Source organism: Streptomyces sp. NPDC088246 (genome assembly GCF_044741025.1).
Taxonomy (GTDB): Bacteria; Actinomycetota; Actinomycetes; order Streptomycetales; family Streptomycetaceae; genus Streptomyces.
Window position 1 is genome coordinate 266,303 of sequence record NZ_JBIURV010000002.1, and the last position, 21,211, is coordinate 287,513.

Here is a 21,211-nt window from a genome sequence, read left to right on the forward strand (position 1 = left end):
GCCCCTTCAGGGACGTACGGAAACCGCCCACGCAGGGGACGGGATCAGCCCTCGACGCCGAGCTTCTCCAGGATCAGCTCGCGCACGCGGGCCGCGTCCGCCTGGCCGCGGGTGGCCTTCATGACCGCGCCGACGAGCGCGCCCGCCGCCGCGACCTTGCCGCCGCGGATCTTGTCCGCGATGGCCGCGTTGGCGGCGATCGCCTCGTCCACGGCCGTGCCCAGCGCGCCCTCGTCGGAGACGACCTTCAGGCCGCGCTTCTCGACGACGGTGTCCGGGTCGCCCTCGCCCGCGAGGACGCCCTCGATGACCTGGCGAGCCAGCTTGTCGTTGAGGTCGCCCGAGGTGACGAGCTCGGCCACCCTGGCGACCTGCACCGGGGTGATCGGCAGCTCGTCGAGGCCGCGGCCGGTCTCGTTGGCGTTACGGGCCAGCTCGCCCATCCACCACTTGCGGGCCTGGTCCGAGGGGGCGCCCGCGTCGGTCGTGGCGACGATCAGGTCGACCGCACCGGCGTTGAGGATGGACTGCATGTCGTGCTCGGAGACACCCCACTCCTCCTTCAGCCGCTTGCGGCGCAGCCGCGGCAGCTCGGGGAGGCCGCCCCGGAGCTCCTCGACCCACTCGCGGGCCGGGGCGACCGGCACCAGGTCGGGCTCGGGGAAGTAGCGGTAGTCCTCGGCGTTGTCCTTGATGCGGCCGGCCGTGGTCGAGCCGTCCTCCTCGTGGAAGTGCCGGGTCTCCTGCACGATCGTGCCGCCCGAGCTCAGCACCGCGGCGTGGCGCTGGATCTCGAAGCGGGCGGCGCGCTCGACGGAACGCAGCGAGTTCACGTTCTTCGTCTCGGAGCGCGTACCGAACGTCTCGGTGCCGTTGGGGCGCAGCGACAGGTTGACGTCGCAGCGCATCTGGCCCATCTCCATCCGGGCCTCCGACACACCGAGCGCCTTGATGAGCTCGCGGAGCTCGGCGACGTACGCCTTGGCGACCTCGGGGGCGCGTGCGCCCGCTCCCTCGATCGGCTTGGTGACGATCTCGATGAGCGGGATGCCGGCCCGGTTGTAGTCGAGCAGGGAGTGGGACGCGCCCTGGATACGGCCGGTGGCGCCGCCGACGTGGGTCGACTTGCCGGTGTCCTCCTCCATGTGGGCGCGCTCGATCTGCACCCGGAAGATCTCCCCGTCCTCCAGCTGGACGTCCAGATAGCCGTTGTAGGCGATCGGCTCGTCGTACTGGGAGGTCTGGAAGTTCTTCGGCATGTCCGGATAGAAGTAGTTCTTCCGGGCGAAGCGGCACCACTCGGCGATCTCGCAGTTCAGCGCGAGGCCGATCTTGATGGCGGACTCGACGCCGATCTCGTTGACGACCGGCAGCGCGCCGGGCAGGCCGAGACAGACCGGGCAGGTCTGGGAGTTGGCATCCTGCTTGAGCTCGGTCGAGCAGCCGCAGAACATCTTGGTCTTGGTGCCGAGCTCGACATGGACCTCCAGGCCCATGACGGGGTCGTAGGACGCGAGCGCGTCCTCGTACGACACCAGGTCAGTGACAGTCACGGTGAAAGTTCCCTCTCAGCCCAGCAGTACGTCGTCATCGCCGATGCGCTTGAGTTCGCGCAGCAGCAGGGCGACACCAGTGGCGATGGCGGCGGCGGAGACAACGGCGTCGATCAGTCGGAGCGTGTCGTGCTCGTAGCGGGCCTTCTTGGCCTGCTTGATGACGCCGAGCGCCCCGAAAGCGGTGGTGCCGATGGACAGGTACGTACCGGTCTTGGACTTCTTGAAGCCCTTGGCCTTGGTCAGTGCGCTCACAGCGACGGAGCCTCCTCCAGCAGCGGGTGCCCCCACTTTTCCACGAAGGCGGCCTCGACGGCGGCTCCGACCTTGTACAGCCGGTCGTCCTTCATGGCGGGGGCGATGATCTGCAGTCCGACCGGCAGACCGTCCTCCGGGGCCAGGCCGCAGGGCAGCGACATGGCGGAGTTGCCGGCGAGGTTGGTCGGAATGGTGCACAGGTCCGCGAGGTACATCGCCATCGGGTCGTCGGCGCGCTCGCCGATCGGGAAGGCGGTGGTGGGCGTCGTCGGGGAGACGATGACGTCAACCTGCTCGAAGGCCTTCTCGAAGTCCTGGGTGATGAGGGTGCGGACCTTCTGCGCCGAGCCGTAGTACGCGTCGTAGTAGCCGGAGCTGAGGGCGTACGTACCGAGGATGACGCGGCGCTTGACCTCGTCGCCGAAGCCGGCCTCGCGGGTGAGCGCGGTGACGTCCTCGGCCGACCTCGTGCCGTCGTCGCCGACGCGCAGGCCGTACCGCATGGCGTCGAAGCGGGCCAGGTTGGAGGAGCACTCGGACGGCGCGATCAGGTAGTACGCCGACAGGGCCAGGTCGAAGGACGGGCAGTCCAGCTCGACGATCGTGGCACCGAGCGACTTCAGCAGCTCGACCGACTCGTTGAAGCGCTGGACGACACCGGCCTGGTAGCCCTCACCGGCGAACTGCTTGACGACGCCGACGCGCATGCCCTCGACGCTGCCGTTGCGAGCGGCCTCGACGACCGGCGGGACCGGAGCGTCGATGGACGTCGAGTCCATCGGGTCGTGCCCGGCGATCACCTCGTGCAGCAGGGCCGCGTCCAGGACGGTACGGGCGCAGGGCCCGCCCTGGTCCAGGGAGCTGGAGAACGCCACCATGCCGTAGCGGGAGACACCGCCGTAGGTGGGCTTGACGCCGACGGTGCCGGTGACGGCCGCGGGCTGGCGGATGGAGCCGCCGGTGTCCGTGCCGATGGCGAGCGGGGCCTCGTAGGACGCGAGCGCGGCCGAGGAGCCACCGCCGGAGCCGCCCGGGATACGGGTGAGGTCCCACGGGTTGCCGGTCGGGCCGTAGGCGCTGTTCTCGGTGGAGGACCCCATGGCGAACTCGTCCATGTTGGTCTTGCCGAGGATGACGACGTCGGCGGCCTTCAGCTTCTTGGTGAGGGTCGCGTCGTACGGCGGGATCCAGCCTTCGAGGATCTTGGAGCCGACGGTGGTCGGCATGCCCTCGGTGGTGAAGATGTCCTTCAGCGCGAGCGGGACACCGGCCAGCGGGCCGAGCTTCTCACCGGCCGCCTTCTTCGCGTCGACGGCACGGGCCTGCGCGAGCGCGCCCTCGCGGTCGACGTGCAGGAAGGCGTGGACCTTCTCGTCGACCGCGTCGATCCGGGCCAGGTGGGCCTCGGTGACCTCGACGGCAGTGAGTTCGCCGGAGGCGATCTTCGCGGCGATCTCGGCGGCGGTGAGCTTGATGATGGTGCTGTTGTCCGTCATTGCTTTTAGTCCTCCCCCAGGATCTGCGGCACCTTGAAACGCTGCTGCTCCTGGGCCGGGGCGCCGGAGAGCGCCTGCTCGGGGGTGAGCGACGGACGGACCTCGTCCGCGCGCATGACGTTGGTCAGCGGCAGCGGGTGGGAGGTCGGCGGTACGTCTTGGTCGGCGACCTCGGAGACGCGGGCGACCGCGCCGATGATGTCGTCGAGCTGACCGGCGAAGTGATCGAGCTCTTCGCCCTTCAGCTCCAGACGCGCCAGCCGGGCGAGGTGGGCGACCTCCTCGCGCGTGATGCCAGGCATGCAGCGATCCTCAGGGGTTGGTGTGTGGTTTTGGCCCAATCCTATGGTGTCGCCCGCAGCCACTCCCGCCACCCGGGCGAACACCCTGGTCAGGCGACAGATTCGAGTCCGACCGGCGAGCCCGGTTCAGGCCCGTCCGGCAATTGGGGGCAGAGCGGCCACCGGGCCGCGCCGGTGCCCACACGCCGCGCCCCCCGTGCTCATGTCGTCGCGGGCCTCGACTCGACCGCCCGCCCGGGCGGCCGCTGCTCCAGCTCGGGCGGCGCACCGGCGGCGGCCGCGGCGGCCGCAGCCGCAGCCGCCAGCTCCGCCGGCCGCCGCCACCCGTGCTCACCCCGCGCCCGCAGCCAGGCCGTCGTCTCCTGCGGCGGCATCGCGGCGGCGACCAGCCACCCCTGCACCGCATCGCAGCGCAGATCCCGCAGCCGCTCCCAGGTCTCGTCGTCCTCGACCCCTTCCGCGACCACCAGCAGACCGAGCGAGTGGGCCAGGTCGATGGTGCAGCGGACGATCTCCGCGTCCTCGTTGTCGACGGCCAGACGGGCCACGAAGGACCGGTCGATCTTCAGCTCGCTGACCGGCAGCCGACGCAGATGGACCAGCGAGGAGTAGCCCGTACCGAAGTCGTCGAGGGACATCTTCACGCCGTGCCCGGTGAGTCCGGCGAGGGTGTCGGCTGCGCGCTGCGGGTCCTCCAGCAGCACATGTTCCGTTATTTCCAGCTGCAGCGCCCCGGCCGGGACGCCGTGCCGGGCGAGCCGCGCCGCGACGCCGCCCGCGAATCCGGGGGTGTGGACGTCGCGCGGGGAGACGTTGACCGCGACCGGGACGAAGAGCCCCTGCGCCCGCCACCGGGCGACCTGGGCCAGCGCCGTCTCCAGGACGTACTCCGTGAGGTGCGGCATCAGGCCGGACGACTCGGCGATGGCGATGAACTCGTCCGGAGGGACCCGGCCGCGCTCCGGATGCACCCAGCGCACCAGAGCTTCGAGGCCGGCCACCTGGCCGTCGAAGCGGACCTTCGGCTGGTAGTGGAGCTCCACCTCTCCGGCGTCCAGCGCACGCCGGAGATCGCCGAGCAGCCCGAGCCGGTCCGGGGTGTTGCTGTCCCGCTTCGACTCGTACACCTCGACGCCCGTACGGTCGCGCTTGGCCTGGTACATCGCCACGTCCGCACGCCTGAGCAGCCCTTCGGCGTCCAGCGCGTGGTCCGGGTAGACGGCGACTCCGGCACTCGCCTCCAGCACCAGGGTCAGACCGTCCAGGTCCAGCGGGGAGGACAGCTCGGCGACCAGGTGGCGCGCGACCCGCTGGGCGCTGGTGGTGGAGTCCGCGGTCGGCAGGAGCACGGCGAATTCGTCACCGCCGAGCCGCGCGGCCTCCGCTCCTCGCGGGAGCGCCAGTCTGAGGCGTTCCGCTATCTGCAGCAGCAGCCGGTCCCCCGCCAGATGGCCGAGGGTGTCGTTGACCGCACGGAAACGGTCGAGGTCGATCAGGACGAGAGCGGATCTGGCGCCGGTGGACTCGGCGTCCTCCAGCGCCGCCCAGGTGCGTTCCAGCAGCCACTGCCGGTTGGGCAGCCCGGTCAGCGGGTCGCGCAGTTGCTCCTCGGCCCGGGCGCGGGCGATCCAGAGGGTGGAGTCCAGGGCGATCAGCGGGACCGCGAAGAGCGGCAGGAGTACGGGCATGGCCATCGAGACGACGCAGATCAGCGGTGCGATGCCGAGCAGGGCCACCGCGACGAGGCCCTGGCGCAGCAGGGCGGTGCGGGCGATGGTCGGCAGCCCGCCGCTCTGGGGTGCCCGCGCGTACCACAGCAGTACCCGGGTCACCAGAAGGTAGGTGGAAGCTGCCAGGAGGACTTCCGGGACGGCGGCGATGCCCCAGTCGAGTGGATGCCAGGGCGATTCGACGGTCTGCACCTCCCCGAACGCGGCGAGCACCAGGGCTGCCGCGCCTATCCCCAGGATGTCCACCGCGCCGTGCAGCAGCCCTTGCCACCAGCGGTGTCTGCGGGCCCCGCCGACGAGGACGACGACGACCAGGCTGACCAGACCGGCGGGCACCCAGCCGTAGAGGAGCAGCACGGCAAGGGTGAGGGCGGCTCCGGAACCGGTGCCGCCCCACCATCGGTCGCGTCCGAGCGCGACCAGATGCCCGACGATGATTCCGGTGAGGACGGCGAGGGACCAGCCGGCCCTGCCGTCGGGAAAGAGTGCGTGTCCTTCGCTCACGGTCCGGTAGAAACCGGTCGCGAGCTGAACAACGGCGATCGCCACGACGACGGCACCCACTTTGGGCGTGAGGCCGACGAAACCTTGCAGCCGCGACACCGGTGCGGCGCTCTCGGTCGGTTTCATTCCGTCCCTCTCACAGCCGGCGGTGCCGATGTCGCCCGATGGTTCAGCTCCATGCCACCACGACCCGATTTCCCATCCCGTGGCCGGGCACGGCAGGTGCGCATCTCAACAGTAGGCCGCGGAAGGCTTCTACGGGCAGCGCTCTACAGCTCTTGCCCGAATGCGAACCAACCGTCCGTCAGGATCTGCTATGCGCCGATCGGGTGAACCCGGCCCCCCGACGACAACCCTTGTCCCTGTCCGTGCGTCTACACCCTTCCTGCCCACTTGTTCACCACTCACCCACCGGTCAGCCTCATTTCGGGGTTGTCACGACGGAGTTCTGTCCCGTTGCGCCGGTTCCGTGACGGGAATCTGTGCTATTGCGCCGGTTCCTCGACGGGTACGGCCGCCTCGCGCGCGGCATCCGGCCCCTGTTCGAGCAGTACGGCGAAGCCGTCCTCGTCCAGCACGGGCACCTTCAGCTGCATCGCCTTGTCGTACTTCGAACCGGGGTTGTCACCCACGACCACGAAGGAGGTCTTCTTCGAGACGGAACCCGTGACCTTCGCCCCCCGGCTCTGGAGCGCCTCTTTCGCGCCATCCCTGGTGTGTCCGGCCAGCGTGCCGGTGACGACGACGGTGAGTCCTTCGAGCGGGCGCGGCCCGACCTCCTCCCCCGCCCCCTCGTCCTCCATCCGGACCCCGGCCTCCCGCCACTTGCGCAGGATCTCCCGGTGCCAGTCCTCGGCGAACCACTGCTTGACCGATGCGGCGATGATGGGGCCGACCCCGTCGGCATCGGCCAGCTCCTGTTCGGTCGCCTCGTCGATCCGGTCGATGGAGCGGAACTGACGGGCCAGCTCCTGGGCCGCGACCGGGCCCACATGGCGGATGGAGAGCCCGGTGAGGATCCGGGCCAATGGCGCGTCCTTGGCCGCGGCGATGGCGTCGAGCATGCCGAGGGCGTTCTTCTTCGGCTCGCCCTGCTGGTTGGCGAAGACCCAGGCGGTCTTCTCCTCACCGGTCTTCGGATCGCGCTTGGGCAGTCCGCTGTCCTGGTCCAGGACATAGGCCCGGATCGGCAGCAACTGCTCGACGGTCAGCCCGAAGAGATCGCCCTCGTCCCGCAGCGGCGGCTCGGCCGGCTCCAGGGGCTTGGTCAGGGCCGCGGCCGCGACATATCCGAAGTGGTCGATGTCGAGACACTTGCGGCCCGCGAGATAGGCGAGGCGCTCCCGCAACTGCGCGGGACAGGAGCGCGCGTTGGGACAGCGGACGTCGATGTCGGCCTCCTTCATGGGCCGCAGCTCCGTGCCGCACTCGGGGCAGTGCGTCGGCATCACGAACGCCTGCTCGGTGCCGTCACGCAGATCGACGACCGGGCCGAGGATCTCCGGGATCACATCGCCCGCCTTGCGGAGCACCACCGTGTCCCCGATGAGGACGCCCTTCGCCTTCACCACGTTCTGGTTGTGGAGGGTGGCGAACTCGACCTCGGAGCCCGCCACCTCGACCGGCTCGACCTGTGCGTACGGGGTGACCCGGCCGGTGCGTCCGACACCGACCCGGATGTTCACCAGCTTGGTGTTGACCTCCTCCGGCGGGTACTTCCAGGCGATCGCCCAGCGCGGGGCGCGCGAGGTGGAACCCAGCCGGCCCTGGAGCGGGATCTCGTCGAGCTTGACGACGACGCCGTCGATCTCGTGCTCCACGGAGTGCCGGTTCTCGCCGAAGTACGCGATGAACTCCCGCACCTCGTCGAGGGAGTCCACCACCTTGTTGTGCCTGGCGGTGGGCAGACCCCATTCGTGCAGCAGCTCATAGGCGTGCGAGAGGCAGTCGATGTCGAAGCCCTCGCGGGCACCGATGCCGTGCACCACCATGTGCAGCGGGCGGGTGGCGGTGACCTTCGGGTCCTTCTGGCGCAGTGAACCCGCCGCCGCGTTGCGCGGGTTGGCGAAGGGTTTGTCGTCGGCCTCGACGAGCCGGGCGTTGAGCTCCTCGAAGGCTTCCATCGGGAAGAAGACCTCGCCGCGGATCTCGACCAGCGCCGGAATCCGCTCACCCTTCAGCCGGTGCGGGATCTCGGCGATCGTACGGACATTGGGGGTGATGTCCTCGCCGGTGCGACCGTCGCCGCGGGTCGCGGCCCGGGTCAGCCGCCCGTGCTCATAGGTGAGGTTGACCGCGAGTCCGTCGACCTTCAGCTCGCACAGGAAGTGGTAGCCGGTGGTGCCGACGTCCTTGGCGATCCGCTCGCCCCAGGCCGCCAACTCCAGGTCGTCGAAGGCATTGTCCAGCGAGAGCATCCGCTCGCGGTGCTCGACGGAGGTGAATTCCGTCTGGTAGGGCCCCGCGACCTTCTGTGTCGGCGAATCCGGCGTGCGCAGCTGCGGATACGTCTCCTCCAGGGCCTCCAGCGCGCGCATCAGCCGGTCGAACTCGGCATCGCTCACGACCGGCTGGTCGTTCACGTAGTACCGGAAGCGGTGCTCCTCGATCTGCTCGGCAAGCAGTGCGTGCTGCTCCTGAGCCTGTGCGGGCACTGACATCTGCTGTTCGACGGCCATCGTCTCGTCCTCCCGTTACCCGTTGCCCCGTTACTCAGGGTTGTCTGCGAGCGATCTCGCGGCCCGGGCGCAGTGGGCGAGCGCGGCGCGCGCATACGCGGGCGAGGCACCCGCGAGCCCGCACGACGGGGTGATCACCACGGACTCCGTCAGAGTCCCCGGATTCAGCCCCAGCCTGCGCCACAGCGTCCTGACACCCATGACGCTACCGCCCGGGTCCGACAAATCACCCGAGGCCGGGTCAGTGCCCGGCACCACCCCGAGGAAGAGCTGGGTGCCGCCCTCGACCGCTTCCCCGATCGCATCCTCCTCACGCTCGGTGAGCAGCGAGAAGTCGAACGAGATGCCGTCGGCCCCGGCCCGGCGCAGCAGCGCGAACGGCACATCGGGTGCACAGGTGTGAACGACCGTCGCCCCGTCCCCGGCTGCCGCCTGGACATCGCGCAGGGTGCCCTCCACGACCTGGCGGTCGACGGCCCGGTAGGTGCGGTAGCCGCTCGCCGTCCTGATCCGCCCGCGCAGTACGCCGGTCAGCGACGGTTCGTCGAGCTGGAGGATCACTTCGGCGCCCGGCACCCTGCGCCGTACCTCCGCCAGGTGGGCGCGCAGTCCCTCCGCCAGTGAGCCCGCCAGGTCGCGGCAGGCCCCCGGGTCGCCGAGCGCGGCCTCGCCGCCCCGTCGTTCCAGTGCGGCGGCCAGCGTCCAGGGACCGACCGCCTGGACCTTGAGCGGTCCCTCGTACCCCTGGGTGAACTCCTCCAGGGCGTCGAGATCCTCGCCGAGCCAGGACCTGGCCCGGCGGGTGTCCCGTCCGGGCCGGTCGCTGATCCGCCAGCCACTGGGCTCGACATGGCCGTACAGGTCGACGAGCAGCCCGATGGTCCGCCCGATCATGTCCGCACCGGGCCCACGGGCCGGCAGTTCGGCCAGATACGGCAGGCCCTCGCCGTCCCCGAAGGACCCGGTGACGGTCTTCGCCGCCTCCCGTGCGTCTCCCCCGGGCATGGAACCGATTCCGGTGGCCGGGCAACCCCTGAACTTGCTCTTCTCGCTCACACGGGAAGCCTAAGGCCGTGCCCGGCCCGCCCGGTCGGTGGTGGCGGTCAGCGCCCGGGGCGCACCGTGAGGTCGTTGACCTCGGCGTCGCGCGGCAGGTCGACGGCCATCAGGATCGTGGTGGCCACCGACTCCGGGTCGATCCAGCGGGAGGGGTCGTACTCCTTGCCCTCCTGCTGGTGGACCTTGGCCTGCATGGGGCTGGCGGTGCGCCCCGGATAGACGGACGTCACCCGGACGCCGTTCGCGTGCTCCTCGTGGCGCAGCGAGTCGGCGAGCGCCTTCAGGCCGTGCTTGCTCGCGGCGTACGCGCTCCACTCGGCGTGCGCCGCGAGACCGGCGCCCGAGTTCACGAAGAGCACATGGCCCTGGGCGACCCGCAGTTGCGGCAGGAAGAGCCGGGTCAGCTCGGCGGGTGCGACCAGGTTGGCGTTGAGCTGGAAGTGCCACGCCTTGGGCGTGAGGTCACCGACCTTGCCGAGCTCGACGACGCCCGCGATGTGCAGCAGCGAGTCGACCCGCTCCGGCATCGCCTGCTGGGCGAACGCCCAGGAGAGCCGGTCCGGGTTGGAGAGGTCACCGACGAGCGTACGGGCGCCGGGGTGGAGAGCGGCCAGCTCCTTCGCGCGGCCCGCGTCACGGGCCAGCAGCACGGTCTCGTCACCGCGCTCCAGAAGACGACGGGTGACGGCTGCGCCGATGCCGGAGCCTGCGCCGGTGATGACATGAGTGGACATGCCTCCCATGATCGCACCCCGCTGATCGCACCCCGCCGCCGCGTCACCGCAGGCCGGACCACTCCTCCAGGTAGGCCAGGGCGCCCACGCCGTCCTTCGCGAAGAACACCAGGTCGGTCAGCGGGAGGGGCAGGAAGCCCTCGTCCTCCATGCGCTGGAACTGCTGGCGCAGCCCGTCGTAGAAGCCTGCCGTGTTGAGCAGGACCACCGGCTTGTCGTGCTTGCCGTGCTTCTTCAGCTCCAGGATCTCGGTCGCCTCGTCGAGCGTCCCGGTACCCCCCACCATGATCACGACCGCGTCGGCCTTCTCCAGGAGCAGCGCCTTGCGCTCGGCGAGATCGCGCGCGATCACCATCTCGTCCGCATTGGTACGCGCCTTCGCGGCCAGGAAGTCGACCGACACCCCGACCAGCCGTCCGCCCGATTCCTGCACCCCGTCGGCGACGACCTTCATCAGCCCGCTCTCCGACCCTCCCCAGACCAGTGTGTGTCCGCCCCGGCCGAGCCTTTCGGCGAATTCGCGGGCGGGCTGGGTGTAGCGGTCGTCGAGGTCGGCGGCGGAGAGGAAAACGCAGATGTTCATGCAGACACCGTAAGGGCCACCACTGACACGCCCGGGCGGCCGGGTGGAGAACCGGCCGGCGCCGGGGAAGGAAGGGGAAGAAATCGGCCCGCGAGACGGCTGTACCAGACATGACTTCCACACAAGGCCACGTCATCACCGTCGAACCGGGCACCGAGCATGTACGTGTGGTGCGCGACGGGCAGGTGCTCGCCGAGAGCCGGCGCCCGCTCGTGCTGCGCGAGACGGGCTGTCCGGTCCGCTACTACCTGCCGCCCGATGACGTCCGTACGGAACTCCTGACCGCTTCGGACACCCACACCCACTGCCCGTTCAAGGGCGACGCCTCCTACTGGTCGCTGCCGGAGGAGGCCGATCTCGTCTGGGCCTATCCCGAGCCGAAGCCCGAAGTCGCCGCGATCAAGGACCACTTCTGCTTCTACGACACCGAGACAGTCTCCGACTGATCGTCAACCACCGCTCGCTGTTCCTGTCCGTCACGGCGCGCACGCCGGTGGTCTGCGGCGGCTTCAGCCCCACCCCGGCCCGGCTCGCGACCCGCGCCCCGCGCCCTGGCGGCGGCTCTCCCGCGCGCGTGTACGTACGCCAGGCCTCCTGAGCCCACGGTCCGCCCCGCGCGGCCACGCCCGCACAGGGGTCGGACGTGGCCGCGCGGGGCCTCGCCGCGCTCAGGCTCCGAGCCCGAGCTCGAACCAGACGGTCTTGCCGCCCGGCCCGTACGCCCCCTCCCCTATGGCGCACCCGCCCCAACGGTCGGCGACGAGTTCGAGGATGGCCATGCCCCGCCCGGCTTCGGCGTGAGGTCGCCGGGCGGGGCGTACGGCTTGGGCAGGTCAGGGCTCATGTCCCAGACGCTGATCCGGAGCACGGGGTGCCGCCACTGGAGCCGGACGGCTGCGGGCCCTTTGGTGTGCCGCACGGAATTGGTGGTCAGCTCTGACGTCAACAACTCGGCACGGTAGCTGAGTTCGGTCAGTTCGTGGCACCGAGGATGGCGCGGAGGGTGGCACGGGCGATGCGGGGGCTGCGCGGGTCGCAGGGGAAGGCGAGCTCGTACTGCCAGGGTTCGGCGAACGGGATGGGGGCGGGGTGGTGGGTGTACGGGGCGTAGGGGGTGGATTCAGCCCTCACGGGCACCTCCTGGGGTGCGTGCGAGTGGTGACAAGTGGACGTGCGCCATGGGTGGTTGCTGCCGTGGTGGCGGTGGCAATGCCGCTCCGGGGCCCGCCTTCCCGGATGGGCGGGGTGGATCGGTGCGCTTCCGCCGTCGACTGCGCGAGTGGCACGCATAACAGAGTAGGAGAGAAACTCATAACCGTGCTACCAAGTCGCTCCGAAGAGTTAACTTCCTGTTCTCGGTGGAACGTCGGGCTCTGGATAGGCACACTGTGCGCGAACCAAGGAGAGGCCACATGGCACCGCGACAGACTCCAACCATCCTTCAACGCCGATTCGGCATCGAACTTCGGCGGCTGCGCGAAGGGGCAGGTATGACCGCCCCTGCAGCGGCCGACCTTCTGGGCACTGACCGCACGGTCATCTCCAATGTGGAAGCCGGGCGCTTCGGTATCAGCGAAGAGCGCCTGCGCCGACTCGCCAGCATCTACGAATGCAACGATTCGTCCCTGATCGACGCACTGGCTGGACTGACTGGTGGGCGGAAGTCCGGCTGGTGGGAGGAGTACCGGGGCAAGATCCCGCCGGGCTTTCTGGACGTATCAGCACTTGAGCACTACGCCGTGCGCCTACGAACTGTCCAGATCGCACACCTTCCCGGCCTGTTTCATACCGAGGACCACGCACGCGCAATTTTCGAACTCTTCGTCCCACCCATGCCGCGCCTCGAAATCGAACTACGCGTGGCACACCGCTTGGCCCGCCAGGCCGTGGTCACCGGAGAGCACTCGGTCCCGTACACCGGCGTGATCCACGAAGCCGCGATCAGGATGCAGATCGGAGGCTTCGGCGTCACGCGCGCTCAGCTGCTGCACCTGCTGGATGCGAGTGAACGCCCCAATGTCACGCTGCACGTCATCCCGTTCGCAGCCGGCGGCTTCCCGCTCCTCGGCGACTCATCCGTCCTGTACGCGGAGGCTCCCAATCAGCATCTGGACACAGTGCAGTTGGACTCACCCACGGGAGCAGTCTTCATCGACTCACCCACGCAACTGGCGAACTTTCGCACCAGGCTGGACATGGTCGAGAAGGTGGCGTTGACTCCCGTGAAGTCCAGGGATTTCATCCGCTCAGTAGTCAGAGAACTGTAAGAGGTGTCTCACGTGTCCGGCCTGCATTGGTTGAAGTCATCGTTCTCCGACGCAGGAGGGAACAACTGCATCGAAGTTGCTGCACTAGAGGGCGAAGATGTCGCGATCCGCGAGAGCGAGAGCCCGGAACGCATCGTCACGACGGACCGGGCCACACTCCGTGCGCTTGTACTCGGACTGAAGTCCAGCAAGGTGGGCTTCGGCTGAACGAGAGACAGCCACTGCCGTGGGACGCCCGCGCGGGGATGTTCCGCCAGCAAGCAAAGAAGTCTGCCTGTATCTGGGACTTCTCGTCCACGCACAGCACGATCGCCCGCTCCGGCAGGTCCAGATACAGGCCGACGACGTCGCGGACCTTCTCGATGAACTGCGGGTCCTTGGACAGTTTGAAGGTGTCCACCAGGTGCGGTTTGAGGCCGAAGGTCCGCCAGATCCGCGACACCCGCGCTGTTCTGCCAGCGGTGAACCCCGGCCCGACCGGGCTCGACGATCACTAAAGTCCAGTCTCATGACGACGATTACAACGCGCACGGTCGAGTACCCGGCCGACGGTCTGACGATGATCGGGCACCTCGCACTCCCGGCCGGCGTCGACCGCCGGCCCGCGGTGCTGCTCGGGCCAGAGGGGACGGGGCTCAGCGACGTCGAGCGCCGCCGGGCCGATGCTCTCGCCGAGCTGGGATACGTAGCGCTGGCCTTCGACCTTCACGGCGGGCGCTATTTGGGTGACCCCGAGGAGATGCTGGCCCGTTGCATGCCGCTGCTCGCCGACCCCGACCGGATGCGGGGCATCGGCTATGCGGCGCTCGACGTGTTGCGCGCCGAACCGCGGACCGACCCCGACCGGATCGCCGCCGTCGGCTACGGCACCGGGGGCGCCGTCGGGCTGGAACTCGGGCGCGACGGCGTCAACCTGCGCGCGATCGGGACAGTCAACGCACTGACCACGGGCCGACCGGGCGAGGCGGCGCGCATTCGCTGCCCGGTGTGGGCCGGGGTCGGGTCGGAAGACCCGATCATGCCGCCCGCTCAACGGGACGCGTTCACCGCCGAGATGCAGGCCGCGGGCGTCGACTGGCGCCTCGCGGTCTACGGCGGCGCCTTGCACGCCTTCCACCACCCGACGGTCGACCACACCGTGCGTCCCGGCGTCGGCTACCACCCACGGCACGCGCAGCGAGCCTGGCGCGACGTCGTCGACCTGCTCTCCGAGTGCCTGCCCGTGACGGAGGATCCGGTCAGTCCAAGCTCGGCCACCCGCTGACCAGCGCTTACCGGTCACTACGGCATTTCTGGCTCAGCAGCGCCAGGAACTCGCCGCCCGCTATAACAGTGGCCCTTATTGGCAGGATGACAACGCCCAGGCCTACGGCCGTGGCTTCGACAAGAATCTGGACGATGCGAGGAGCGCCCTGAAGTGACCGGCCTGCTGCGAGGGCCTTGGGGAGTGATCCTCATCCTCGCGAACCTGCTCAACGCCTACGTTGCCTACGGCGCACTTGCGACTCAGCCGCAAGCGGCCTGGGACGAACAGACGCTGACGGGTATCGAGGTCGCGTCAGCGCTGCTGATCACGCTCGGTGTCATCACCTCCCTGCTCGCCCTGCTCCCCGTGCGGCAGCGGACGCTCAGCCGCTGGTGGCTGACGCCGTCACTGATCTTTCTGGCAGTGGGCGCAGCACGCTGGGCGTACATCGTTCACACCTATCCGCAGGGTCCCGGCAGCTGAGTGGCGCAGCAGCCCCATTTCGCGCAGGGCAGTGAACTGCGCGGTACCAGGCGGGGAAGCCCGCAGGCATCACCCGCCACTTGATGCCGTTGTCGACCAGGTAGCGGACAGCGTCGATCATCTGTCGGCCCCCGGCGGAACGGGGAGGCGGACCCCGTCGTACGTACATCACATGCGGACGGTCCGCAGCAGCGGCCTATGACGGCCGCCCCGGCAGTGTCGGCCCCGGCGGTCAGCCGAGGCCGGTCAGCCGGGGCGATCAGCCGGCCGGAGCCGTCTCCCGCCGCACCGTCGTCGCGATCGTCGCCGAGCCGACCACCCGGGTGCCGTCGTACAGCACGACCGCCTGGCCGGGGGCCACGCCGCGTACCGGCTCGGTGAACGAGACGTTCAGCGTCCCGTCGACGAGTTCCGCCGTCACCTCGGTCTCGCCGCCGTGGGCGCGGAGCTGGGCGGTGTAGGTGCCGGGGCCGGCCGGGGCCGTGCCGCACCAGCGGGGCTTGATGGCGGTGAGTGCGGTGACGTCGAGGGCCTCGACCGGGCCGACCGTCACCGTGTTGTTCACCGGGGAGATGTCCAGGACGTAGCGCGGCTTGCCGTCCGGGGCGGGGTGGCCGATGCGCAGGCCCTTGCGCTGGCCGATGGTGAAGCCGAAGGCGCCCTCGTGGGTGCCGACCTTCGTACCCGACTCGTCGACGATGTCACCCTCGGCCGTGCCGAGCCGGCTCGCCAGGAAGCCCTGGGTGTCGCCGTCGGCGATGAAGCAGATGTCGTGGCTGTCGGGCTTCTTGGCGACGGCGAGGCCCCGGCGCTCGGCCTCGGCACGGATCTCGTCCTTGGTGGTGAGGGTGTCACCGAGCGGGAACATCGCGTGGGCGAGCTGCTTCTCGTCCAGGACGCCGAGGACGTACGACTGGTCCTTGGCCATGTCGGAGGCGCGGTGCAGCTCGCGGCTGCCGTCCTCGTTCAGTACGACGGTGGCGTAGTGGCCGGTGCACACGGCGTCGAAGCCGAGCGCCAGGGCCTTGTCGAGCAGCGCGGCGAACTTGATCTTCTCGTTGCAGCGCAGGCACGGGTTGGGGGTGCGTCCGGCCTCGTACTCGGCGATGAAGTCGTCCACGACGTCCTCGCGGAAGCGTTCCGCCAGGTCCCAGACGTAAAACGGGATGCCGATGACATCGGCGGCGCGGCGCGCGTCGCGGGAGTCCTCGATCGTGCAACAGCCGCGCGCTCCGGTACGGAAGGACTGCGGGTTCGCGGAGAGGGCGAGGTGCACACCGGTCACGTCGTGGCCCGCCTCGGCGGCACGGGCCGCGGCGACGGCGGAGTCGACACCGCCGGACATGGCGGCGAGCACACGGAGGGGGCGCTGGGAAGTCTCAGTCATAGCTCCACCAGAGTACGGGGCGCCGGGAACCGAACGCTCGCGGATATGCGTTGTGGAACACATGGGGACCAAGGGGACGGCGGGCGCCAAGGGCTCTGCGGGGGCGAAGTCCGGGCACGGCATCAGCCGCCGCGGGCTGCTGATCGGCGCTGCCGTCACGGCCGCGGGTACGGCCGTGCTGGCGCGGGAGAAGCTGGAGCAAGCCTGGTGGCGGCTGCCGGGGGTGGACAAGCCCCGGACGCCGGGCGAGGTGGACTACGCGCGGGCCGAGTGGATATCGGCGTCCCCGGCGAACTGGCGGCGGGCCGACCGCCCGGCCGACTACCCGATCGACCGGGTCGTCATCCATGTCACCCAGGGCAGCTACCGGGGCGCGGTGAAGGTCTTCCAGGACCCGGGGCACAGGGCGGCGGCGCACTATGTGGTGCGCAAGGACGGCCATGTGGCGCAGATGATCCGTGAGCTGGATGTGGCGTTCCACGCGGGGAACAGGTCGTACAACGAACGCAGTGTCGGGATCGAGCACGAGGGGTTCGTGGACCGTCCGCAGGACTTCACGGCGGCGATGTACGGGGCGTCGGCGCGGCTGACGGCGGCGATATGCGGGCGGTACGGGATGCCGGTGGACCGCGAGCACATCATCGGGCATGTGGAGGTGCCGGGCACCGACCACACCGATCCGGGGACGCACTGGGACTGGGACCGGTATCTGAAGCTGGTCCGGGCGGCGGGCGCGCGGTGACCTCCGCGGCCTGGCCCGGTCCGCGGACGGGGCCGATGACCGAACGGGGCCGGTCCCCGGGCGCGCCCGATGACGGGGCCGATCGCCGGACGGGGCCGAGAGGCCCTAGCTGAGTCCCGCCGTCCGTGCCCGCTCCACCGCCGGGCCGATGGCGCGGGCCACCTCGTCGATGTCCTGCTTGGTGGATGTGTGGCCGAGCGAGAAGCGCAGGGTGCCGCGGGCCAGGTCCGGGTCGGTGCCGGTGGCCAGCAGTACGTGGCTCGGCTGGGCGATCCCCGCGGTGCACGCGGAGCCGGTGGAGCATTCGATGCCCTGGGCGTCCAGCAGCAGGAGCAGGGAGTCGCCCTCGCAGCCGGGGAAGGTGAAGTGGGCGTTGGCGGGGAGCCGCCCGCCCGGCGTCGGGTCGCCGCCGAGGACGGCGTCGGGGACGGCCGCCAGCACGGCCGCGACCAGGTCGTCGCGGAGTCCGCCGATCTCGTGGGCGAACTCCTCTCGCCCGTCGGCGGCCAGCCGCCCCGCGACGGCGAAGGCGGCGATGGCGGGCACATCGAGGGTGCCCGAGCGGACGTGCCGCTCCTGGCCGCCGCCGTGGAGCACGGGTACGGGGGTGTACTCGCGGCCGAGCAGCAGCGCGCCGGTGCCGAACGGTCCGCCGATCTTGTGCGCGCTGACCGTCATCGCGGCAAGACCGGACCGGGCGAAGTCGACTTCCAGCTGCCCGAACGCCTGCACCGCGTCGGCGTGCATCGGTACGCCGAACTCACGGGCCACGTCGGCCAGTTCACGCACCGGCATGATCGTGCCGATCTCGTTGTTGGCCCACATCACGGTGACCAGCGCGACATCGTCGGGGCTACGGAGGATCGCCTCGCGCAGTGCGTCCGGGTGGACGCGTCCGTACGGGTCGACGGGGAGGTATTCGACGTTCGCACCCTCGTGCTCGGCGAGCCAGTCGACGGCGTCCAGCACCGCGTGGTGCTCGACGGGGCTGGCCAGCACCCGGGTGCGGTGGGGGGCGGCAGCGCGGCGGGCCCAGTACAGACCCTTCACCGCGAGATTGTCGGCCTCGGTGCCTCCGGAGGTGAAGACCACCTCGCTGGGGCGTGCGCCGAGGGCATCGGCGAGGGTCTCTCTCGACTCCTCGACGGTACGGCGGGCCCGGCGCCCGGCGGCGTGCAGTGAGGACGCGTTACCGGTGACGGCGAGCTGGGCGGTCATCGCCGCGATCGCCTCCGGAAGCATCGGGGTGGTCGCGGCGTGGTCGAGGTAAGCCATGGTGGGCTCGATTGTACGAGCGTGCCGTGGGGCTTCAAGGCCCCGCCCAGGGTCAGCCCCGACCCCGGTCGCATCACGAAAATCGCCGCTGCGGCCCTCGTTCTGCTCCAGCTCGAGTACGGCCGCACCATCTGATCAATCACGCAACGTCGTGATCTGTTACTGACAAAGACTCATTGATCGGCATCCCCCTGGGCGGGAGGTGGCCGAATCCGGCCCGGGAGCGGAATGGACTCCGGGGCGGAGTCCCGCCGCTTTGAACTGTTCATGCACACTCCCGCCCCTTCCGCCTGCATCGCTGTCAGGGCACAGGACTTTGGACCCGTCCGGTTCGGGACCCTTGGCTCGATCACGGAGCAGGAAGCCCCCACTACCTTTACAAATTCTTGACTTCTTTTTTACGGCAGGGGATTCTTCTTGTTCAGCACAGCCATGTCCGGATCCAGGTGGTTCGCGACCACCGGTCTGGTGCTCGCCGGCCTTCTGGCCGTCGATGTGGCGGCTCCAGCCGCCGCGCTCGCAGCGGCCACCGCCCCGCGTCCGACAGGCACACCGCGGCCTCAGGACGACGTCACCTCGGCGCTGCCTCACCAATGGTTCAAGCGCAACAAGAACCTCAGTGCCATCAGCATCATCCGCCCGGGGAAGCGCAGTTGAGGCGGGCATACGGGGCGGTCGGCCTGATGGGAGCAGCGGTGCTGGTCCTCGGCGGGTGTGACGCCCTGAACACGGACAAGACGCCCGACCGCGTCAGGAACGGCACCTCCGAGCTCGACCTGACGGTCACCGGCCGCCCCACCCCCGGCAGCCTCTCCATCACGGAACAGGTCCTGGCGCGTCTCAAGGCCCGGGACGTCGGCGGCCTGGCCGATCTCGCGGCGGAGGACGGAGGCTCGCAGGGCGACGCGAAACGCTGGGTGACCCGCTGGGGCAAGGCCGCCCAGCACCCGGTCACGGCCCACTTCCTCCTGGGCGAGAAGGAGAGCACCGTCGACGTCCGCTTCACCGGTGAGCGCGCCGCATTGTCACTCCTGCTGAAGGACAACGGCTACGACGACGAGTACGGAGTCGTCCTGAGCGAAAACGACTGAGAACACGCGATGAGGGCTGCGGGCCCCGCCGGGGCAGCCGCCCGGCGGGGCCCGCAGCCGTGATCGGACCTGCTCAGCCTTTCGCTGCCTCCCGGCTGTTCGGGCTCCTGGCGCAGGGCTTCACCCGTCCTCCTCATGCCGCTTGACACCGCTATGCGCGCAGCGCCCGCACCAGTTGGCGGGACTGGGCCACCAGCCGGTCCGCGCTGTCCCAGACGTCCGCGTCCTCCTCCAGGAAACCGCCCGCGAGGTTGCGGGTGGTGATGGAGACGCGCAGCGGGCCGGGGGCGGGGCGGCAGCGGATGTGGGTGGTGAGTTCGATGGTCGGCGTCCAGCCCTTGAGGCCCAGCTCGAACGAGGTGGGCGGCAGCGCGTCGACGGTGAGCAGCAGCGAGAGCGGGTCGGCGTCGCGGCCGTCCGCGAGGCCGAACCAGCCGCGCATCTCGCCCTTGCCGGAGGGGGCGCCGACGGCCCAGCCGATCGTCGCCGGGTCGAGTTTGATGTCGAGCCGCTCGGTGATGGCGGAGCTGCCGGGGATCGGGGCCGGACCGTCGCTCGGGCCGAGGCAGTGCTCCAGCGGCGGGATGGCCGGCGGCTTCGCCGATGTGCGGACCTCGTCGGACAGCGCGTCCAGATCTCCGTAGGTGGCGATGACGCGGATGCGCTCGACCTCGGTGCCGTCCTGCGCGTACTGGAAGAGGGAGGCCTGGCCGGTGGAGAGGGTGCGGCCGGTTCGGACCGTCTGGGTGCGGATCACCGCGGGGCCCGGGACGGATGCGGTGAGGTAGTGCGCGGAGACCGAGAAGGGGTCGGGGTGCGGCAGGGCCTCACCGAGCGCACGGCCGAGCATGGCCAGCAGATAGCCGCCGTTGACGGCGCGGATGATCGTCCATCCGGCGGAGAGCTCGGCGTCGTAGACGCCTTCCTCGCGAAGGGTGACGGCGGTGTCGCGGTCGAACTCGCTGTTCCCGATGGTTACCTGCGCGGCCTGAGCCGTCTGCGCTGCTGCCTGTGCCATGCGATGCACCGTACCCGATCGTATTACTAAGCGGTAGCTTTGGGGTGCCGGAAGATATCGACGCACGGTGCGGAGCCCTTTCTCGCATTCCTCCCGCGCGTGGGCAGGGCGAAGTCGCGTCAGGTGGCCGCAGGGCCCTCCTCGGCCGTCGCCGACCGCCGGTTGTAGGCGCGCGGGGCCCGCCAGTGGTAGCGCATCGCCAGCAGTCGCAGTACGAAGGCCATGACGACCGCGGTGCCGCTGGTGAACGCGTTGAGCGTGTCGAAGCGGATGCACAGCACGATCATGGTGGCGCCGACCATCGCGGGTACCGCGTACAGGTCCCGGTCCCAGCGCAGCAGCGAAGGCACCTCGTTGGCCAGTACGTCGCGCAGCACACCGCCGCCGACCGCGGTGGCCAGCCCCAGGGCCGCCGACGCGGTGAGGCCGAGGCCGTAGGCGTACGCCTTGACCGTGCCCGTGACGCAGAACAGCCCGAGGCCGGCCGCGTCGAAGACATTGACGCCCACCTGGATCCGTTCGACGTGCGGATGCAGGAAGAACACCAGGCCGGCGGCGAGGAGCGGGGTGGTGAAGTAGCCGAGATCCGTGAACGCCGCGGGCGGGACCGCCCCGATGACGATGTCACGGAAGAGCCCCCCGCCCAGCGCGGTCACCTCGGCGAGTACCGCGATGCCGAAGACATCGAAGTTCTTGCGCACGGCGAGCAGAGCGCCGGAGATCGCGAAGACGAAGATTCCGACGATGTCGAGCGCATGCTGGACGGAGGGCGTGAACAGTTCGTTGAGCACCGGGCAATTGTGCC

22 protein-coding genes and 2 pseudogenes are annotated in these 21,211 nt (G+C 69.9%); 9 read left to right on the forward strand and 15 right to left on the reverse strand.

Going from position 1 to position 21,211, the window contains the following annotated elements; all coding sequences use genetic code 11:
* Window positions 1–44: 44 nt before the first annotated feature.
* The 9 genes from gatB to ACIPEK_RS03835 all read right to left on the reverse strand — a co-directional run bounded on the left by gatB (window position 45) and on the right by ACIPEK_RS03835 (window position 10,897).
* Window positions 45–1,553: an Asp-tRNA(Asn)/Glu-tRNA(Gln) amidotransferase subunit GatB gene (gene gatB / locus ACIPEK_RS03795; RefSeq protein ID WP_383070920.1), complete on the reverse strand. Its 1,509-nt coding sequence runs from the start codon at window positions 1,551–1,553 to the stop codon at window positions 45–47.
* A gap of 15 nt (window positions 1,554–1,568) precedes the next feature.
* Complete coding sequence (locus ACIPEK_RS03800) at window positions 1,569–1,808, reverse strand: hypothetical protein (RefSeq protein ID WP_401990208.1); 240 nt, start codon at window positions 1,806–1,808, stop codon at window positions 1,569–1,571.
* The gene (gene gatA / locus ACIPEK_RS03805; protein ID WP_401990211.1) at window positions 1,805–3,307 is read right to left on the reverse strand and encodes an Asp-tRNA(Asn)/Glu-tRNA(Gln) amidotransferase subunit GatA; all 1,503 of its coding nucleotides are present in this window, start codon (window positions 3,305–3,307) and stop codon (window positions 1,805–1,807) included. The genes ACIPEK_RS03800 and gatA overlap by 4 nt, the downstream gene beginning before the upstream one ends.
* Window positions 3,308–3,312: 5 nt before the next feature.
* Entirely contained in the window at window positions 3,313–3,609 is a 297-nt protein-coding gene (gene gatC / locus ACIPEK_RS03810; RefSeq protein ID WP_015036350.1) for an Asp-tRNA(Asn)/Glu-tRNA(Gln) amidotransferase subunit GatC, read from the reverse strand.
* Between the two features lie 200 nt (window positions 3,610–3,809).
* Complete coding sequence (locus ACIPEK_RS03815; RefSeq protein WP_401990214.1) at window positions 3,810–5,969, reverse strand: putative bifunctional diguanylate cyclase/phosphodiesterase; 2,160 nt, start codon at window positions 5,967–5,969, stop codon at window positions 3,810–3,812.
* A 359-nt stretch (window positions 5,970–6,328) separates the two neighbouring features.
* Window positions 6,329–8,521: an NAD-dependent DNA ligase LigA gene (ligA, locus tag ACIPEK_RS03820; RefSeq protein WP_401990217.1), complete on the reverse strand. Its 2,193-nt coding sequence runs from the start codon at window positions 8,519–8,521 to the stop codon at window positions 6,329–6,331.
* 30 nt (window positions 8,522–8,551) lie between these two features.
* Window positions 8,552–9,577 (reverse strand): methionine synthase, encoded by a 1,026-nt coding sequence (locus tag ACIPEK_RS03825; protein ID WP_401990220.1) that lies wholly within the window; start codon window positions 9,575–9,577, stop codon window positions 8,552–8,554.
* 47 nt (window positions 9,578–9,624) lie between these two features.
* Window positions 9,625–10,314 (reverse strand): SDR family oxidoreductase, encoded by a 690-nt coding sequence (locus ACIPEK_RS03830; RefSeq protein WP_401990222.1) that lies wholly within the window; start codon window positions 10,312–10,314, stop codon window positions 9,625–9,627.
* A 43-nt stretch (window positions 10,315–10,357) separates the two neighbouring features.
* A complete protein-coding gene (locus ACIPEK_RS03835) occupies window positions 10,358–10,897 on the reverse strand; it encodes a TIGR00730 family Rossman fold protein (RefSeq protein WP_401990225.1) in 540 nt (179 codons plus the stop codon).
* Between the two features lie 110 nt (window positions 10,898–11,007).
* Between ACIPEK_RS03835 and ACIPEK_RS03840 the strand changes: the two genes are divergently transcribed.
* Window positions 11,008–11,343 (forward strand): DUF427 domain-containing protein, encoded by a 336-nt coding sequence (locus tag ACIPEK_RS03840; RefSeq protein WP_401990228.1) that lies wholly within the window; start codon window positions 11,008–11,010, stop codon window positions 11,341–11,343.
* A 526-nt stretch (window positions 11,344–11,869) separates the two neighbouring features.
* Here ACIPEK_RS03840 and ACIPEK_RS03845 read toward each other — a convergent pair.
* Window positions 11,870–12,028, reverse strand: coding sequence for a hypothetical protein (locus tag ACIPEK_RS03845; RefSeq protein WP_401990231.1), 159 nt, complete (start codon window positions 12,026–12,028; stop codon window positions 11,870–11,872).
* Window positions 12,029–12,309: 281 nt separating this feature from the next.
* On the opposite strand from ACIPEK_RS03845, the gene ACIPEK_RS03850 reads away from it, so the two are divergent.
* Window positions 12,310–13,164 carry a helix-turn-helix domain-containing protein gene (locus tag ACIPEK_RS03850; protein ID WP_401990234.1) on the forward strand — a complete coding sequence of 285 codons (855 nt, stop codon included), beginning with the start codon at window positions 12,310–12,312 and terminating at the stop codon, window positions 13,162–13,164.
* 12 nt (window positions 13,165–13,176) lie between these two features.
* On the forward strand, window positions 13,177–13,371 hold the full coding sequence (locus ACIPEK_RS03855) for a DUF397 domain-containing protein (RefSeq protein WP_327272787.1): 195 nt from the start codon (window positions 13,177–13,179) through the stop codon (window positions 13,369–13,371).
* 64 nt (window positions 13,372–13,435) lie between these two features.
* Here the strand turns inward: ACIPEK_RS03855 and ACIPEK_RS03860 are convergent.
* Window positions 13,436–13,606: pseudogene (locus ACIPEK_RS03860) on the reverse strand (IS630 family transposase); the annotation flags it as partial.
* Between the two features lie 66 nt (window positions 13,607–13,672).
* Here ACIPEK_RS03860 and ACIPEK_RS03865 point away from each other — a divergent pair.
* Complete coding sequence (locus ACIPEK_RS03865; protein WP_401990237.1) at window positions 13,673–14,428, forward strand: dienelactone hydrolase family protein; 756 nt, start codon at window positions 13,673–13,675, stop codon at window positions 14,426–14,428.
* 153 nt (window positions 14,429–14,581) lie between these two features.
* Entirely contained in the window at window positions 14,582–14,893 is a 312-nt protein-coding gene (locus ACIPEK_RS03870) for a hypothetical protein (protein WP_401990240.1), read from the forward strand.
* A 259-nt stretch (window positions 14,894–15,152) separates the two neighbouring features.
* Here ACIPEK_RS03870 and mnmA read toward each other — a convergent pair whose 3' ends face one another.
* Window positions 15,153–16,280: a tRNA 2-thiouridine(34) synthase MnmA gene (gene mnmA, locus ACIPEK_RS03875; protein ID WP_401990243.1), complete on the reverse strand. Its 1,128-nt coding sequence runs from the start codon at window positions 16,278–16,280 to the stop codon at window positions 15,153–15,155.
* A gap of 61 nt (window positions 16,281–16,341) precedes the next feature.
* Here mnmA and ACIPEK_RS03880 point away from each other — a divergent pair, with 61 nt between their 5' ends.
* A complete protein-coding gene (locus tag ACIPEK_RS03880) occupies window positions 16,342–17,022 on the forward strand; it encodes an N-acetylmuramoyl-L-alanine amidase (RefSeq protein WP_401990246.1) in 681 nt (226 codons plus the stop codon).
* A gap of 105 nt (window positions 17,023–17,127) precedes the next feature.
* Here the strand turns inward: ACIPEK_RS03880 and ACIPEK_RS03885 are convergent, their stop codons facing one another.
* Window positions 17,128–18,297 carry a cysteine desulfurase family protein gene (locus ACIPEK_RS03885; protein ID WP_401990249.1) on the reverse strand — a complete coding sequence of 390 codons (1,170 nt, stop codon included), beginning with the start codon at window positions 18,295–18,297 and terminating at the stop codon, window positions 17,128–17,130.
* Between ACIPEK_RS03885 and ACIPEK_RS03890 the strand changes: the two are divergent.
* The 3 genes and pseudogenes from ACIPEK_RS03890 to ACIPEK_RS03900 form a co-directional block, all read left to right on the forward strand.
* A pseudogene (locus ACIPEK_RS03890) lies at window positions 18,265–18,432 on the forward strand (IS5/IS1182 family transposase); the annotation flags it as partial. The gene ACIPEK_RS03885 and the pseudogene ACIPEK_RS03890 overlap by 33 nt on opposite strands.
* A gap of 297 nt (window positions 18,433–18,729) precedes the next feature.
* The gene (locus ACIPEK_RS03895; RefSeq protein WP_401990252.1) at window positions 18,730–18,954 is read left to right on the forward strand and encodes a hypothetical protein; all 225 of its coding nucleotides are present in this window, start codon (window positions 18,730–18,732) and stop codon (window positions 18,952–18,954) included.
* On the forward strand, window positions 18,951–19,388 hold the full coding sequence (locus ACIPEK_RS03900; RefSeq protein WP_401990255.1) for a hypothetical protein: 438 nt from the start codon (window positions 18,951–18,953) through the stop codon (window positions 19,386–19,388). Before ACIPEK_RS03895 ends, ACIPEK_RS03900 begins: the two co-directional genes overlap by 4 nt.
* 151 nt (window positions 19,389–19,539) lie before the next feature.
* Here the strand turns inward: ACIPEK_RS03900 and ACIPEK_RS03905 are convergent, their stop codons facing one another.
* Window positions 19,540–20,406: a thioesterase family protein gene (locus ACIPEK_RS03905; RefSeq protein ID WP_401990258.1), complete on the reverse strand. Its 867-nt coding sequence runs from the start codon at window positions 20,404–20,406 to the stop codon at window positions 19,540–19,542.
* 119 nt (window positions 20,407–20,525) lie between these two features.
* Window positions 20,526–21,197, reverse strand: coding sequence for a trimeric intracellular cation channel family protein (locus ACIPEK_RS03910; RefSeq protein ID WP_401990261.1), 672 nt, complete (start codon window positions 21,195–21,197; stop codon window positions 20,526–20,528).
* Between the last annotated feature and the right edge of the window lie 14 nt (window positions 21,198–21,211).

Bases quoted from the DNA above. Each gene is read 5' to 3' on its own strand.
- gatA (WP_401990211.1), bottom strand. From the start codon at position 3,307: ATGACGGACAACAGCACCATCATCAAGCTCACCGCCGCCGAGATCGCC.
- gatC (WP_015036350.1), bottom strand. From the start codon at position 3,609: ATGCCTGGCATCACGCGCGAGGAGGTCGCCCACCTCGCCCGGCTGGCG.
- ACIPEK_RS03815 (WP_401990214.1), bottom strand. From the start codon at position 5,969: ATGAAACCGACCGAGAGCGCCGCACCGGTGTCGCGGCTGCAAGGTTTC.
- ligA (WP_401990217.1), bottom strand. From the start codon at position 8,521: ATGGCCGTCGAACAGCAGATGTCAGTGCCCGCACAGGCTCAGGAGCAG.
- ACIPEK_RS03830 (WP_401990222.1), bottom strand. From the start codon at position 10,314: ATGTCCACTCATGTCATCACCGGCGCAGGCTCCGGCATCGGCGCAGCC.
- ACIPEK_RS03835 (WP_401990225.1), bottom strand. From the start codon at position 10,897: ATGAACATCTGCGTTTTCCTCTCCGCCGCCGACCTCGACGACCGCTAC.
- ACIPEK_RS03840 (WP_401990228.1), top strand. From the start codon at position 11,008: ATGACTTCCACACAAGGCCACGTCATCACCGTCGAACCGGGCACCGAG.
- ACIPEK_RS03850 (WP_401990234.1), top strand. From the start codon at position 12,310: ATGGCACCGCGACAGACTCCAACCATCCTTCAACGCCGATTCGGCATC.
- ACIPEK_RS03865 (WP_401990237.1), top strand. From the start codon at position 13,673: ATGACGACGATTACAACGCGCACGGTCGAGTACCCGGCCGACGGTCTG.
- mnmA (WP_401990243.1), bottom strand. From the start codon at position 16,280: ATGACTGAGACTTCCCAGCGCCCCCTCCGTGTGCTCGCCGCCATGTCC.
- ACIPEK_RS03880 (WP_401990246.1), top strand. From the start codon at position 16,342: ATGGGGACCAAGGGGACGGCGGGCGCCAAGGGCTCTGCGGGGGCGAAG.
- ACIPEK_RS03885 (WP_401990249.1), bottom strand. From the start codon at position 18,297: ATGGCTTACCTCGACCACGCCGCGACCACCCCGATGCTTCCGGAGGCG.
- ACIPEK_RS03895 (WP_401990252.1), top strand. From the start codon at position 18,730: ATGTCCGGATCCAGGTGGTTCGCGACCACCGGTCTGGTGCTCGCCGGC.
- ACIPEK_RS03905 (WP_401990258.1), bottom strand. From the start codon at position 20,406: ATGGCACAGGCAGCAGCGCAGACGGCTCAGGCCGCGCAGGTAACCATC.